Source organism: Pseudocitrobacter faecalis (genome assembly GCF_965231525.1).
Lineage (GTDB): Bacteria > Pseudomonadota > Gammaproteobacteria > Enterobacterales > Enterobacteriaceae > Pseudocitrobacter > Pseudocitrobacter faecalis.
Window position 1 is genome coordinate 2,413,976 of sequence record NZ_CBDDNJ010000002.1, and the last position, 13,463, is coordinate 2,427,438.

At 54.9% G+C, this 13,463-nt stretch carries 17 protein-coding genes; 8 read left to right on the top strand and 9 right to left on the bottom strand.

Annotated elements, in window-relative coordinates; genetic code table 11:
• Window positions 1-2: 2 nt before the first annotated feature.
• From ACOXYR_RS12155 to flgB, 5 genes are read right to left on the bottom strand one after another with little or no spacing between them, the layout of a single operon-like run.
• Entirely contained in the window at window positions 3-758 is a 756-nt protein-coding gene (locus ACOXYR_RS12155; RefSeq protein ID WP_108475746.1) for a flagellar basal body rod protein FlgF, read from the bottom strand.
• 18 nt (window positions 759-776) lie between these two features.
• Window positions 777-2,030: a flagellar hook protein FlgE gene (gene flgE / locus ACOXYR_RS12160; protein WP_108475747.1), complete on the bottom strand. Its 1,254-nt coding sequence runs from the start codon at window positions 2,028-2,030 to the stop codon at window positions 777-779.
• Between the two features lie 14 nt (window positions 2,031-2,044).
• The gene (gene flgD / locus ACOXYR_RS12165) at window positions 2,045-2,734 is read right to left on the bottom strand and encodes a flagellar hook assembly protein FlgD (protein ID WP_015964874.1); all 690 of its coding nucleotides are present in this window, start codon (window positions 2,732-2,734) and stop codon (window positions 2,045-2,047) included.
• Window positions 2,735-2,745: 11 nt separating this feature from the next.
• A complete protein-coding gene (flgC, locus tag ACOXYR_RS12170) occupies window positions 2,746-3,150 on the bottom strand; it encodes a flagellar basal body rod protein FlgC (RefSeq protein WP_108475749.1) in 405 nt (134 codons plus the stop codon).
• Window positions 3,151-3,153: 3 nt separating this feature from the next.
• Window positions 3,154-3,570, bottom strand: coding sequence for a flagellar basal body rod protein FlgB (gene flgB, locus ACOXYR_RS12175; protein ID WP_108475750.1), 417 nt, complete (start codon window positions 3,568-3,570; stop codon window positions 3,154-3,156).
• A 157-nt stretch (window positions 3,571-3,727) separates the two neighbouring features.
• Between flgB and flgA the strand changes: the two genes are divergently transcribed.
• The 3 genes from flgA to flgN all read left to right on the top strand — a co-directional run bounded on the left by flgA (window position 3,728) and on the right by flgN (window position 5,204).
• Entirely contained in the window at window positions 3,728-4,387 is a 660-nt protein-coding gene (flgA, locus tag ACOXYR_RS12180; protein WP_108475751.1) for a flagellar basal body P-ring formation chaperone FlgA, read from the top strand.
• Window positions 4,388-4,480: 93 nt separating this feature from the next.
• Entirely contained in the window at window positions 4,481-4,774 is a 294-nt protein-coding gene (flgM, locus tag ACOXYR_RS12185; RefSeq protein ID WP_108475752.1) for a flagellar biosynthesis anti-sigma factor FlgM, read from the top strand.
• 4 nt (window positions 4,775-4,778) lie between these two features.
• Window positions 4,779-5,204 (top strand): flagella biosynthesis chaperone FlgN, encoded by a 426-nt coding sequence (gene flgN / locus ACOXYR_RS12190; RefSeq protein WP_113858594.1) that lies wholly within the window; start codon window positions 4,779-4,781, stop codon window positions 5,202-5,204.
• Between the two features lie 48 nt (window positions 5,205-5,252).
• On the opposite strand, the gene murJ is transcribed toward flgN, so the two are convergent.
• From murJ to rimJ, 4 genes are all read right to left on the bottom strand, one after another.
• The gene (gene murJ / locus ACOXYR_RS12195) at window positions 5,253-6,788 is read right to left on the bottom strand and encodes a murein biosynthesis integral membrane protein MurJ (protein ID WP_189623307.1); all 1,536 of its coding nucleotides are present in this window, start codon (window positions 6,786-6,788) and stop codon (window positions 5,253-5,255) included.
• Window positions 6,789-6,930: 142 nt separating this feature from the next.
• Window positions 6,931-7,854, bottom strand: coding sequence for a Gfo/Idh/MocA family protein (locus ACOXYR_RS12200; protein WP_421355236.1), 924 nt, complete (start codon window positions 7,852-7,854; stop codon window positions 6,931-6,933).
• 2 nt (window positions 7,855-7,856) lie between these two features.
• Window positions 7,857-8,504: a YceH family protein gene (locus ACOXYR_RS12205; RefSeq protein ID WP_421355237.1), complete on the bottom strand. Its 648-nt coding sequence runs from the start codon at window positions 8,502-8,504 to the stop codon at window positions 7,857-7,859.
• Between the two features lie 9 nt (window positions 8,505-8,513).
• Window positions 8,514-9,098: a ribosomal protein S5-alanine N-acetyltransferase gene (rimJ, locus tag ACOXYR_RS12210; RefSeq protein WP_108475757.1), complete on the bottom strand. Its 585-nt coding sequence runs from the start codon at window positions 9,096-9,098 to the stop codon at window positions 8,514-8,516.
• 231 nt (window positions 9,099-9,329) lie between these two features.
• On the opposite strand from rimJ, the gene mdtH reads away from it, so the two are divergent.
• The 5 genes from mdtH (at window position 9,330) to bssS (ending at window position 13,439) form a co-directional block, all read left to right on the top strand.
• A complete protein-coding gene (mdtH, locus tag ACOXYR_RS12215) occupies window positions 9,330-10,538 on the top strand; it encodes a multidrug efflux MFS transporter MdtH (protein WP_189623309.1) in 1,209 nt (402 codons plus the stop codon).
• Between the two features lie 171 nt (window positions 10,539-10,709).
• Complete coding sequence (locus tag ACOXYR_RS12220) at window positions 10,710-11,270, top strand: lipoprotein (protein WP_149464674.1); 561 nt, start codon at window positions 10,710-10,712, stop codon at window positions 11,268-11,270.
• A 154-nt stretch (window positions 11,271-11,424) separates the two neighbouring features.
• Window positions 11,425-12,471, top strand: coding sequence for a dihydroorotase (gene pyrC, locus ACOXYR_RS12225; RefSeq protein ID WP_350436037.1), 1,047 nt, complete (start codon window positions 11,425-11,427; stop codon window positions 12,469-12,471).
• Between the two features lie 71 nt (window positions 12,472-12,542).
• Complete coding sequence (dinI, locus tag ACOXYR_RS12230) at window positions 12,543-12,785, top strand: DNA damage-inducible protein I (protein WP_421355238.1); 243 nt, start codon at window positions 12,543-12,545, stop codon at window positions 12,783-12,785.
• A gap of 399 nt (window positions 12,786-13,184) precedes the next feature.
• A complete protein-coding gene (gene bssS / locus ACOXYR_RS12235) occupies window positions 13,185-13,439 on the top strand; it encodes a biofilm formation regulator BssS (protein WP_350436047.1) in 255 nt (84 codons plus the stop codon).
• The last annotated feature ends 24 nt before the right edge of the window (window positions 13,440-13,463 follow it).

A 13,463-nucleotide genomic window follows, 5' to 3' on the forward strand; every position in this document is an offset into this window, starting at 1 on the left:
CCTTAGCTCATTGACAGCAACTGGTTAGCTTTCTGCGTGTTTTCATCCACGCTGCTGATAACCTTCATCTGCATTTCGAATCGGCGAGCGCTGGCTATCATATCGGCCATCGCCGCCACGGGTTTGACGTTACTGCCTTCCAGCACGCCGGACTGCAAGCGGATAGTCTGATCGGCCTGCAACATTGGGCCGCGGGTGGCTTGTGCTGCAGCGGTCAGGCGAAATACGCCATCATCGCCGCGCACGATTTCCGTGTTATCCGCTTTTACCATTTTCAGTCGCCCCACCTGTGCCACCGTATTCGGCGGATCGCCTGGGTTAAGCGCCGAAATGGTGCCATCCGCCGCGATGGTGATTTCCGCGCCTTCTGGCACGGTGAGCGGGCCGCCATCGCCCATCACTGGATTACCCTGAATGGTCAGTTGCCCGGTTGGCCCCACCTGAATGTTACCGTTGCGGGTATATCCTTCCCCGCCATCGGCAGTTTGCACCGCCAGCCAGCCATCCTGTTGCAGCGCGACATCCAGCGGGCGTGAGGTGTAGTCGAGCTGGCCTGGCGTCATATCCGCACCCGGCGTGGAGGCCGTCACCAGCGTACGCGTCGGCACGGACATCCCTTCGACCGGCACCGCACGCATGGCGTTGAGCTGGGCGCGAAACCCCGGCGTCGAACTGTTGGCGAGGTTGCTGGCGGTGACTGCCTGCTGCTCCATCGTCTGGCTCGCCGCGCCCATCGCCGTGTATATTGCGTGATCCATAAAGCTGCCTTATCGGGATTAACGCAGGTTAACCAGCGTGTTCAGGATCTGATCCTGGGTTTTGATGGTCTGGGCGTTGGACTGATAGTTACGCTGGGCGACAATCATATTGACCAGCTCTTTGCTGAGATCGACGTTAGACGCTTCCAGCGCGCCGTTGGTCAAACTGCCGAAGTTACCGCTGCCCGCCGTCCCCAGCAGTGCCACGCCGGAAGACTGAGTTGCAGACCAGACGTTATCGCCTTCCGACTGCAGGCCTTCGTTGTTGGCAAAGTTCGCCAGCACGATTTGCCCCAGCAACTGGCTCTGTTCGTTGGAGTAGTTCCCGACCACGGTGCCATCTTCGTTAATCTGATAGCTCACCAGATCGCCCGGCGCATAGCCGTTCTGCGAGGTGGCGACGATATTGTTAGCACCGGTATTCTGCTGCATGGAATTGAGGAAACTCAGGGAGAAAGAACCGGCGGCAGAGCCATTGAGTGCATCAATAGCGACCTGAATTTCAGGGTTTGCGTTGGCATCGGTTGCGAGGGTACCCGTGTCGTCGTAATTACGGATCCCGCTCAGCGTGCCATTGCTGCTAAAGGACATTTGCGCCGCTTTCTTCGCTGCCGCACCGCTAACACTGGTGTCCTGGGTGTAGACATCCCACTTATTGTCATCCGTTTTGACGTAATAGATATTCATGTCATGGGCGTTACCCTGACTGTCATAAACGGTTACTGTACCTTTCTTGTTGTAGCTGTCGGCATTAGCCGGATCGAACGTCGCGACGCTCGGTTTGGCATCTGTCGAGTTGAGGTTGACCTGCATCGCCGCTGTGGTGGTCTCTTTTGCCGACATCAGCGAGTTCGGGATGGTAATCGCTGTCGGATTCGCCCCCTGCTGAATGGTTGGCGGCGTGCCGGACGCCGGATAACCTGTTACCTGCAAGCCCTGCGAGTTCACCAGCGTACGGTTTGCATCGAGGGAAAACTGGCCATTACGGCTATAGAAAACGGAACCGTTGCTGTCGGTGAGACGGAAAAAACCGTTCTGGCTGATGGCGACGTCCAGCGCGCGCCCGGTGCTGGTGGTCGTACCGTCAGTAAAGTCCTGGGTGATCCCGGCCACTTTGACCCCCAGCCCCACTTTCGAACCGGCAAACATATCAGCAAACGAGGCGGTGCCTGATTTAAAGCCGTAGGTTGCGGAGTTAGCAATGTTGTTGCCGATAACATCGAGATTACTGGACGCGGCATTCATGCCGCTGACCGCTTGAGAAAAGCCCATGATTCACTCCTGAATTAAATAATCTGACGAACTTCGTCGAGCGTGGTGGTGCCGTAGGTGCCGAGATCCAACTGATTGCCGTTCCCACTCAGCGTTACCCCCTGAACCAGCGCAAATTTCAGCGGTTGCGCCACCAGTTGCGTGGTGCCACTGCTTGCGGTAATGCTGACGTTGTATGCGCCATCCGCCACCGCCGCACCGTCCGTGCCGGTGCCATCCCAGGTGAAGGTATGGACGCCTGCGCTCAGCGCGCCGATATCCAGCGTTTTGACGACATTGCCGTTACTGTCGGTTATCGTGGCGGTCACTTTGTCGGCCGCCTGCTCCAGCTCAACGCCAAACGGCGTGGTGTCCGTGCCGTCGCCATCGCTGTTTTTGCCCGCCAGCACTGTCGTTCCGGGGATCATCACACCATGACCAATCAGCGATGACGCCTGCAATGATTTACTGCTGTCGATTTGCCCGGAAATAGAGCCCAGCGACGTATTCAGTTTCTCGATGCCGCTTACAGTGCTGATTTGCGCCAGTTGGCTGGTAAGCTGGCTGTTGTCCATCGGGTTGGTGGGATCCTGGTTTTTTAGCTGCGCCACCAGCAGCGTCAGGAAACTGTTCTGTAAATCATCCGCGCTGCTGCTGGTCAGCGACCCGCTGTTACTGGTTGCGCTGGTCGCGCTGGTGCTATTGACGTTCACTGCAATGGACATTGTTCTCTCCGTTATTGGCCCAACGTGAGGGTCTTAAGCATCATGCTTTTCACGGTGTTCATCACCTCGACGTTAGCCTGATAGCTGCGCGAGGCCGACAGGGTGTTTACCATTTCGCCAACCACATCAACGTTTGGCATGCGCACATAACCTTTGGCATCCGCCAATGGATTACCCGGCTGGTAAACCAGCTTGTCGGGCGCCTGGCTTTCGATGACATCGGAAACTTTGACGCCGCCCGTTGCCGCGCCTGGCTGTGCGTCAACCTGAAAAACCACCTGCTTTGCGCGATACGGTTGACCATCCGGGCCGGTCACGCTGTCGGCGTTCGCCAGGTTACTGGCCGCCACGTTCAGCCGTTTGGACTGTGCGGTAAGCGCTGAGCCCGCCACATCAAAAATATTCAGTAAAGCCATGCATTAATTCCCCTGCTGGAGGACGCTCATCATCCCCTTGATTTGCCCGCCCAGTACCGTAAGCCCGGTCTGGTACTGCAAACTGTTGTCAGCGAACTGCGTGCGCTCGCGATCCATATCGACGGTATTCCCGTCCAGCGCGGGCTGATCGGGAATGCGGTAGAGCAAATCGGTGGCAGCAGATGAGAAGTTTTGTGCGGGTATATGACGAACGGATGTGAGCGACAGCGCCACGCCGTTGGTACCAGCCCGCCCTCGCTCCATCACTTTTTTCATTTCACTGGCAAAATCGATATCGCGCGCCTGATACCCCGGGGTATCGGCGTTGGCGATATTGGCAGCCAGAATCTCCTGGCGCTCAGCGCGCAGATTCAGGGCTTCCTGTTGAAAACGCAGCGCGGCGTCGAGTTTATCGAGCATGGCTCCTCCGCAGATGGCAAAATTTCAGTCGACAGCTTAATTCGCCTTGTGCGCGCGTTATCGCCGGAATAAACGCAATATGCGTCGCTATTTATTCCGTTGATGTCAGCGGCGGATGCGTAAAATAGTCACACTACCCTCTCTGACGGAGTGTTCGATGCCGAAGCTCACTACCTCGCTGGCCGCGTGTATACTGCTCGCCAGCCCGATCGCCCTGGCGCAGGATCTGCAAAGCCAGTTGTCGACATTTTTCAGCCAGCGGCTGGAAGGGTTGAGTGACGAGGTGGTGGTGCAACTGCGTAGCCCTCTTGCGATGTGGCCCTCCTGTGAGCAACCGGTGCTCAGTACGCCAGGCAATGCCCGGCTGTGGGGAAATCTGAATGTGGTGGCACGCTGCGGTAATGAGAAACGCTATTTGCAGGTGACGGTGCAGGCCACGGGCAATTATGTGGTCGCTGCCGGGCCGATCGCGCGGGGCACAATGCTGAATGCACAATCAGTAACGCTAAAACGTGGCCGTCTGGATCAGTTGCCGCCGCGCACCATGCTGGACATCAATCAGGCGCAGGACGCAGTCAGCCTTCGCGATGTTGCCGCCGGACAAGCGTTGCAGCTAACCATGATTCGCCCCGCGTGGCGGGTAAAAGCCGGGCAACGCGTCCAGGTCATCGCGAAAGGTGACGGCTTTAGCGTCAACAGCGAAGGTCAGGCGCTGAATAACGCCGCCGTGGCGCAAAACGCACGTGTGCGGATGTCCTCAGGCCAGGTGGTCAGCGGTGAAGTGAACGCGGATGGGAATGTTCTGATTAACCTATAATCCTGATAAAGAAAGTACGGCGATTGCCGATAAAGTATTAACAAATGAATATGGCAATCCCCGCGCCATCATAAGCCTCCATGAGGAAATCACATGAGCATTGAACGTACATCGCCTCTGAATCCTGTTAACGCAGTACAGTCTCGCGAGCCGAACGAGACCCAGACGCCAAAAGCGCGTGTGGAAAAAAACGCTGAAATCAACAGCACCCGAGTCAAGCTGAGTGACGCACAAACGACCTTAACGCAATCGGATACGCGTGATATCAACATGGAGCGCGTCGAAGCGTTGAAAATCGCCATTCGCAACGGTGAGTTGAAGATGGATACCGGTAAAATTGCTGATGCGTTGATTCAGGAAACGCAGAATTATCTACAGAGTAACTAACCGCATGAGTCGTCTGCCCGATATTTTGGATCAAATGACCGCTATCCTGAACTCGCTAAAAGAGGTGATGGATGCCGAACAACAGCAGCTTTCCGCCGGAAGTGTGAACGGAAGCCTGCTGCAGCGCATAACCGAAGATAAAAGCTCGCTGCTGGCGGCACTCGATTATCTTGAACAACAACGTCGCGTGGAGCAGGAAGCGCAACGTTGCGCCAATGATGATGACGTGGCTTCGCGCTGGCTGAACATTACGCAGAAAACGCAGCAATTGCGAGACCTTAATCAGCACAATGGCTGGTTGCTGGAAGGACAAATAACGCGTAACCAGCAGGCGCTGGAGGTGCTGAAGCCTTATCAGGAGACGGGATTGTATGGCAAGGATGGGCAAACGGCGGGACAACCGCGTAGCGGCAAGAAATTCACCGTCTAACCGCAATCAGGACGGCGGGAAAAATTACGCTCCCGCCGCCGCATCATTTTACGCCGTCCGGCGCGCGAACTCTTTGACTTTGAAACCCAATACCGCAAGCGTGGCGAAGTAGGCAATAATCCCGACGACAACCACGGCCATCAGGCGCAACAGGCGCATCGGCATCGTCCCCTGCGACCACTCTGGCATGACGTGCATCATCCCCAGCAGGGCAGCGGCCATCACCAGCACCGCGACAATCAGACGCACGAGGAATTTGCTCCAGCCCGGCTGCGGGGTGAAAATTTTCTGCTTACGCAACTGCCAGTAGAGCAGGCTGGCGTTCAGGCAGGCCGCGAGACCAATCGACAGCGACAGACCTGCATGCTTCAGCGGGCCGATAAACGCGAGGTTCATCAACTGCGTCATAATCAGCGTCACAATGGCGATTTTCACCGGTGTTTTGATGTCCTGACGCGAATAGAATCCCGGAGCCAGCACTTTCACCACGATAAGCCCCATCAGGCCGACGGAATAGGCCACCAGCGCACGCTGCGTCATCGCCGCATCAAACGCGGTGAATTTACCGTACTGGAACAGGGAAACCGTCAGCGGTTTCGCCAGAATGCCCAACGCCACGGCGCTCGGCAGCGCCAGCAGGAAGCACAGACGCAGCCCCCAGTCCATCAGACGGCAATACTCATCATGATTACCGCTGGCAAAGCTTTTCGACAGCGACGGCAGAAGAATCGTCCCCAGCGCCACGCCCAGCACGCCGGACGGAAACTCCATCAGACGGTCAGCGTAGTACATCCACGAAACCGAGCCAGACACCAGGAAAGAGGCAAAAATAGTGTTGATAATTAGCGAAATCTGGCTGACGGAGACGCCCAGGATAGCCGGCCCCATTTGCTTCACTACGCGCATCGCGCCCGCATCTTTTAAATTGATGCGCGGCAGCACCAGCATGCCGATTTTCTTCAGATGTGGCAGTTGGTAAGCCAACTGAAGCACGCCGCCAACGGTCACCGCCCACGCCAGCGCCAGCACCGGGGGATTGAAATAGGGTGCTGCAAACAGCGCAAAGCCAATCATGCTGACGTTGAGCAGCGTCGGCGCAAACGCAGGCACCGAGAAGCGGTTCCAGGTGTTGAGGATAGCCCCCACCAGCGAGGCGAGTGAAATCAGCAAAATATAGGGGAAGGTGATGCGCAGTAGCTGCGAGGTAAGGTTAAATTTGTCTGCGGTATCGGCAAAACCCGGCGCGGTAATGGTGATTACCCACGGTGCCGCCAGCATGCCAATGACCGTCACCAGCGCTAGCGCCAGCGTCAATAAACCGGAAACATACGAGACAAATACGCGGGTCGCGTCTTCGCCTTGTTTGCTCTTATATTCTGCGAGAATCGGAACAAAAGCCTGCGAAAATGCGCCTTCGGCAAAAATACGACGCAGCAGGTTAGGCAGTTTGAACGCCACAAAGAAAGCATCGGTTGCCATTCCCGCGCCAAATACCCTTGCCACAATGGCATCACGTGCAAAACCCAGAACGCGCGAAAACATGGTCATCGAGCTGACAGCCGCCAGCGATTTTAAAAGATTCATTAACGTGTTATTCCACAACCGGAAGCAAAATGCCTGCAACAGCCCGGCGCGATTGCCGGGCTGCGGTTTACAGGCAGGAGCCTGAAGAGGCGTTAGTCTACCGGGTTCGGGATGAATTGCTACTGCCAGATGTTACAGCAGGTTATTCATCAACGGCTTCGCGCCACAGCGCGTCTACGATACGTTGCGCCATCAGCGCCTGGTCGCCTGCCGTTTCCGGAACCGTCTGATTTTGCACGCATTCAATAAAGTGTCGCGCACAGCCGACAAATCCGCGCTGCTCAAGCGTAGTCTGCCAGCCGGGTATGGGGCGTGTGACGATGCCTGCGCCCCGCTCTTCCCGCCATTCACGCATATCGGTGATGTCATACAGCGCGCCGTCCGTCACCGCCTGCACCCACTCGCGCTGACTACCGGCGCGGCGATGCATGCTGGTCGTGACGCTAAACGTAGGATGGCTGAAGTGATGCTCTACGTAGAGCATCTCACCATCGTCTGTGGTTTGTAGCGTGCCGCTGCTTAAGGGCGCATTACCGCCCGCCAGCCACAGCGCGGTATCGACCACATGCAGATAATCATCCAGCAGGGTGAAGTGCAGGTCATGCGGGCCGACGCTGTCAGTGCGGTGTTTATCCATCCGCAGCGACGCGGCGTGCGTGAGATTGCTTTTTAGCTCGCGGTACAGCGGCGCAAAACGGCGATTAAAGCCGACCATCAGCGTTAATTTTTTGCGTGTAGCCAGTTCAACCAGACGCTCGGCATCGCTCAGTTTCTCCGCCAGCGGTTTATCGACACAGACGTGAACGCCCGCATTCAGCAATTCGCTGACCACCGAATAGTGCGACGCCGTTGCGCTGTGGACAAACACCGCATCGCACTGCGCCGCCAGCGAAGCCAATGAATCCGCATACGGCATGCGGTAGGTTTCGCAAATCTTCAGCGCCTTCTCTTTACCGGGTGACCAGGCCGCCTGCAATGTCCAGTCGGTGGCGGCGCTGAGTACCGGGAGCCACGCCTTCTGCGCGATCCCGCCGAGCCCCACCACGCCTACGCGTAATTTTGCCATCGTTATTCTCCGAGATGCGCCAGCAGGGAGTCCAGGCGCTGTTTCAGCTCCGCGACTTCGCCTTCCAGTGCTTCAACGCGCGCGTGGAGATCGTCATCCGCCGGGGCAACGTCATCAGCAATCTGGGCCAGCACTTCCATCTCACCGCTGAAAAGATGCGTGTAGCGGCTCTCACGCTTGCCCGGCTCGCGCGGCAGACGCATTACAAACGGGCCATCTTCGCGCGTTGCCAGCCGTTCAAGCGTGGCTTCCACCTCTGCCATGTTGCTAAATTCATGCATGCGCTGCGCGCGGCCACGCAATTCACCCGGTGTTTGCGCGCCTCGCAGGAGCAGCGTGGTGATAATGGCCACTTCGGCGCTGGAGAGTTTTAAATCGCCAAACTCAGAATTACAGAAGCGTTGTTCATATTTGGTCACGCGATTGCCAAAACCGCTGACCGTACGCAGATAGTGACGTTTAACCAACGTATCGAGCAACTCCTGCACGTCGGACTCGCTGAGGGCCATCACCGGTTCGCGGTTGGTTTTCTGGTTACAGGCCGTCACCACGCCGTTAATCGACAGCGGATACTGCTCGGGTGTGGTGACCTGCTTTTCCAGCAGACAGCCAATCACGCGTGCTTCCAGGGGGGTTAACTCGTATTTCATCTCTTCTCCTTAGCGACCAGCAGTCCATTCTTGTGTGGTGAGGGCAGTTAAAACATGGTCTCGCCATTCGCCGTCGATCAGCAAATAGTTTTTCGCATACCCCTCTTTTTCAAACCCCAGCCGCGCCAGTAAATCGCCGCTGCGCTGATTATGCGGCATATAGTTAGCCATAATACGGTGAATATGTTGGGTACGTTGCATATAGCGGATAGCGCTGGTCAGCGCTTCGAACATTAACCCCTGTCCCTGCCATTTTTGCCCAATCGAGTAACCGAGATAGCAGGCGTGGAACGATCCGCGCACTACGTTAGAGAAATTGGCGACGCCAATGATTTCTTTCTCTTCCGGGTCGAGCAGCGCAAAATAGTACGCGCTTCCCTGCTTGTGAAATTCATTAATCATCGACAAGCGAGCCTGCCAGCCGGAAGGATAACAGTGGCTATCGTCACGGATGGGCTCCCAGGGTTTCAAAAACTGCCTGTTTTCTGCGTAATAATCGGCAAGACGCCATGCATCACGGTCATGGACCAGACGCACAACCAGACGATCGGTTGTCAAACGCACTTTCGGTACGTTACTGCGATAGCCAAACATCTCTTACTCCTGTACCTGAATAATAACCCGGGTTAACTCACTATACCTGTCTGCAGGGGGTCTGTGAAAACAGCAACATACCTTTTTTCATACCCCGATCGCGATTTCGATAAACAAGCTCAATCAAAGCAGCATTTTGATAAAAAAATATTGTCGCTGGCAATATGGGAAAAGGTGAAGCGACCCGGCAGAATGGAGATGTTCATCTCTTTTTATTCCCCTGGAGGGGAAATGTCCCGCGTATCGCAGGCAAGGAGCCTGGGTAAATACTTCCTCTTAGTCGATAACATGCTGGTTGTGCTGGGCTTTTTTGTCGTCTTTCCGCTGATCTCCATTCGTTTTGTCGATCAGATGGGCTGGGCGGCATTAATGGTCGGGATTGCGCTCGGTCTGCGCCAGTTAATACAACAAGGTCTGGGTATTTTTGGCGGCGCGATTGCAGACCGCTTCGGCGCCAAACCGATGATTGTGACCGGCATGCTGATGCGCGCGGGCGGGTTTGCAATTATGGCGGTCGCGCACGAACCGTGGGTATTGTGGCTCTCCTGCTTACTCTCCGGGCTCGGCGGTACACTGTTTGATCCACCGCGTTCCGCGCTGGTGGTGAAACTGGTGCGCCCGGCGCATCGGGGCCGTTTTTTCTCACTATTGATGATGCAGGACAGCGCTGGCGCAGTCATCGGTGCGCTGATGGGCAGCTGGCTTCTGCAATATGACTTCCGCCTGGTGTGTAGCGCGGGTGCAGTACTGTTTATCCTGTGCGCTATCTTTAACGCCTGCTACCTCCCGGCGTGGAAGCTCTCGACCGTAAGAACACCGGTACGCGAAGGGCTTGCACAGGTGCTGCGTGACAAGCGCTTTGTCACCTACGTGTTAACCCTCACCGGTTACTACATGCTGGCGGTGCAGGTAATGCTAATGCTGCCGATCATGGTGAACGATATCGCGGGCTCGCCTTCTGCCGTGAAATGGATGTACGCCATTGAGGCGGCGCTGTCCTTGACGCTGCTCTACCCCATTGCACGCTGGAGCGAAAAACGCTTTCGCCTTGAGCAGCGTTTAATGGGAGGGCTATTGATCATGACGCTTTCCCTTTTGCCGATTGGTCTGGCAACCTCACTACAACAGCTGTTCACATTAATTTGTACGTTCTACATCGGTTCGATCATTGCGGAACCGGCGCGTGAAACGCTGAGCGCACATTTGGCCAATGCTCGCGCGCGCGGCAGCTACATGGGCTTTAGCCGCCTGGGTCTGGCCTTTGGCGGCGCACTCGGCTACACCGGTGGCGGCTGGCTGTTCGACAGCGGGAAAGCGCTGAACCAGCCTGAGTTGCCGTGGGCGATGTTAGGGCTTATCGGCATCATCACGTTCGTTGCCTTATGGTGGCAATTCAGTCCTAAACGCGCGACCTCGCGCATGCTTGAACCCCGCCTTTAACCCTTTTATTACGCATAATTTTTGGCCTGCAAATTACGCAGGCCATCAGTAGAATCTCATCCTAAGAAAGAAGAGATGGCACTTTCAGTCTTTTCCGCTGTCATAATCACGACTGAAAGCGCAAGCTGCCTGTGGACAGGATTACAGCACAGCATCATATTGAGGAACTTCATGAAGAAATTTTTTGTCATTGCCGCACTGATCGTTGGCGGCCTGGTGGCGGGTTGTAATCAACTGACGCAATACACAGTGAGTGAACAGGAAATTAATCAGGCGCTGCAAAAGCACAATAATTTCTCGAAAGATATTGGCCTGCCCGGCGTGGCCGACGCGCACATCGTGCTGAATAATCTTACCAGCGCCATTGGCCGTGAAGAGCCGAATAAAGTTACCCTTACCGGTGACGCTAAACTGGATTTAAACTCGCTGTTTGGCAGTCAGAAAGCGACCATTGACCTGAAACTGAAAGCGTTGCCGGTCTTCAACAAAGAGAAAGGCGCCATTTTCCTGCAAGAGATGGAAGTGGTTGATGCCAAAGTGACGCCGGAGAAAATGCAATCGGTGGTACAAACGTTGGTGCCTTATCTGAACCAGTCACTGCGCAATTACTTTAATCAGCAACCGGCTTACGTGCTGAAAGAAGATGCCAGCAAAGGTGAAGCGCTGGCCAAAAAATACGCCAAAGGCATTGAGGTAAAACCAGGGCAAATTATTATCCCGTTTACTGATTAACGATTTAGCAGCGTAAAAAAGACGCCCGACGAAAACAATCGACGGGCGTCTTTTTTTACAGAAAGGAGTGCAAAGGAAAACGTTTACGTTTATCCTTAGTGCCCGGCAAAAAACAGCCCTAATGACTGATTTCCCACCAGGCCGGAGCACACACATGACCGCATTACCGCAAGTTCTGAAAATTCGCCGCCCAGACGACTGGCATATCCATCTGCGTGATGGCGAGATGCTGAAGACCGTCGTGCCTTATACCAGCGAGCTCTATGGTCGTGCGATCATCATGCCAAATCTGGTGCCGCCTATTACTACCGTGGAAGCGGCTATCAGCTACCGCCAGCGCATTCTGGATGCCGTTCCGGCTGGCCACGATTTCACCCCGCTGATGACCTGTTACCTCACCGACTCCCTCGATCCGAACGAAGTGGAACGCGGTTTTCAGGAAGGCGTATTCACGGCGGCCAAACTGTATCCGGCAAACGCAACCACCAACTCCAGCCACGGCGTCACCAGTATCGATGCCATTATGCCGGTGCTGGAACGGATGGAAAAACTCGGGATGCCCCTGCTGGTTCACGGTGAAGTCACTCACGCGGACATCGATATCTTTGACCGCGAAGCGCGCTTTATCGAAACGGTTATGGAGCCGTTGCGTCAGCGTTTGCCGGGGCTAAAAGTGGTGTTCGAACATATCACCACCAAAGACGCTGCAGATTATGTCCGTGACGGTAATGAACTGCTGGCTGCAACAATTACCCCGCAGCATCTGATGTTTAACCGCAACCACATGCTGGTTGGCGGCGTGCGACCGCATCTTTACTGCCTGCCTATCCTCAAGCGCAATATTCATCAGCAGGCGCTGCGCGAACTGGTCGCCAGCGGCTTCGAGCGCGCGTTCCTCGGAACGGACTCCGCGCCGCATGCGCGTCATCGCAAAGAAGCGAGTTGCGGCTGCGCGGGCTGCTTTAACGCCCCTACCGCGCTTGGCAGCTATGCCACCGTTTTTGAAGAGATGAATGCGCTACAGCACTTCGAAGCCTTCACCTCGCTAAACGGCCCTCGTTTCTATGGCCTGCCGGTGAATGAATCGACCGTTGAGCTGGTACGTGAAGAAAGCCAGGTGGTTGAGAGCATTGCCCTTTCTGACGACACCCTGATTCCCTTCCTCGCGGGTGAAACCGTGCGCTGGACGGTAAAAAAATAAATCGCCCGCTCCCTGTTGTAAGTTTTTTGTTTTAACTGTATAAATATACAGTACACATACAGGGGGCAACCATGCGCATTGAAGTGACTATTGCTAAAACCACAACCCTCCCCGCTGGCGCGCTTGACGCTCTGGCGGGTGAACTCTCCCGACGAATTAACAATCAGTTTCCGGATAGCAGCGGCACCGTGTCGGTACGCTACGCATCGGCAAATAATCTTTCGGTTATCGGTGGCATAAAAGAAGACAAAGACCGGATCAGCGAAATTCTCCAGGAGACCTGGGAAAGCGCGGATGACTGGTTCATACCCTAAATAATTCGAGTTGCAGGAAGGCGGTAAGTCAGAGACTCCCCATGCGCTTACTCAAGTAAGTGACTGGGGTGAATGAACGCCGCCCACGCATCTGCAACCTGAAGTATGACGGATATAACCGATTAATTTGCTCCCTCATTGTGTTCTTTGCCGGGTCGCCCCGGCTTTTTTATTTCTTCCCGCCCCGCTTCTTTTGGCCTTATTCTGATTCCATTAATAAAATCTCAGCCATAATGGTGATTTATTGCGCAACAAAACGCGTGCTTTAGGAATTTGTGTTGCATTTTATTTAAAATCTCGAATATTAAGTAAGTTGTTGGTATACTGAAAAAGCTTCGAAAAAAACCTGCATTGAACCTCGAGAGTTGTTGCCTTTTAACAAAGATATAAGGGGTTATGATGGAAAAGAATAATGAAGTCATCCAGACCCATCCTCTCGTCGGATGGGACATCAGCACCGTTGATAGCTACGATGCGCTGATGTTGCGCCTGCACTACCAAGACCCCAATGAATCGAGCAATAAAGAAGCTGAAATAGGTCAAACGCTTTGGTTGACTACCGATGTCGCTCGTCAATTTATTTCAATATTAGAGGCGGGGATCGCCAAAATTGAATCCGGCGATTACCAGGCGAATGAGTATCGCAGGCATTAGCGCTGATACGAATAATTATCAACA

Bases quoted from the DNA above. Each gene is read 5' to 3' on its own strand.
- dinI (WP_421355238.1), top strand. From the start codon at position 12,543: ATGCGCATTGAAGTGACTATTGCTAAAACCACAACCCTCCCCGCTGGC.
- flgC (WP_108475749.1), bottom strand. From the start codon at position 3,150: ATGGCTTTACTGAATATTTTTGATGTGGCGGGCTCAGCGCTTACCGCA.
- flgA (WP_108475751.1), top strand. From the start codon at position 3,728: ATGCCGAAGCTCACTACCTCGCTGGCCGCGTGTATACTGCTCGCCAGC.
- flgB (WP_108475750.1), bottom strand. From the start codon at position 3,570: ATGCTCGATAAACTCGACGCCGCGCTGCGTTTTCAACAGGAAGCCCTG.
- flgD (WP_015964874.1), bottom strand. From the start codon at position 2,734: ATGTCCATTGCAGTGAACGTCAATAGCACCAGCGCGACCAGCGCAACC.
- ACOXYR_RS12155 (WP_108475746.1), bottom strand. From the start codon at position 758: ATGGATCACGCAATATACACGGCGATGGGCGCGGCGAGCCAGACGATG.
- ACOXYR_RS12205 (WP_421355237.1), bottom strand. From the start codon at position 8,504: ATGAAATACGAGTTAACCCCCCTGGAAGCACGCGTGATTGGCTGTCTG.
- murJ (WP_189623307.1), bottom strand. From the start codon at position 6,788: ATGAATCTTTTAAAATCGCTGGCGGCTGTCAGCTCGATGACCATGTTT.
- rimJ (WP_108475757.1), bottom strand. From the start codon at position 9,098: ATGTTTGGCTATCGCAGTAACGTACCGAAAGTGCGTTTGACAACCGAT.
- flgE (WP_108475747.1), bottom strand. From the start codon at position 2,030: ATGGGCTTTTCTCAAGCGGTCAGCGGCATGAATGCCGCGTCCAGTAAT.
- pyrC (WP_350436037.1), top strand. From the start codon at position 11,425: ATGACCGCATTACCGCAAGTTCTGAAAATTCGCCGCCCAGACGACTGG.
- flgN (WP_113858594.1), top strand. From the start codon at position 4,779: ATGAGTCGTCTGCCCGATATTTTGGATCAAATGACCGCTATCCTGAAC.
- ACOXYR_RS12220 (WP_149464674.1), top strand. From the start codon at position 10,710: ATGAAGAAATTTTTTGTCATTGCCGCACTGATCGTTGGCGGCCTGGTG.
- ACOXYR_RS12200 (WP_421355236.1), bottom strand. From the start codon at position 7,854: ATGGCAAAATTACGCGTAGGCGTGGTGGGGCTCGGCGGGATCGCGCAG.
- bssS (WP_350436047.1), top strand. From the start codon at position 13,185: ATGGAAAAGAATAATGAAGTCATCCAGACCCATCCTCTCGTCGGATGG.
- mdtH (WP_189623309.1), top strand. From the start codon at position 9,330: ATGTCCCGCGTATCGCAGGCAAGGAGCCTGGGTAAATACTTCCTCTTA.
- flgM (WP_108475752.1), top strand. From the start codon at position 4,481: ATGAGCATTGAACGTACATCGCCTCTGAATCCTGTTAACGCAGTACAG.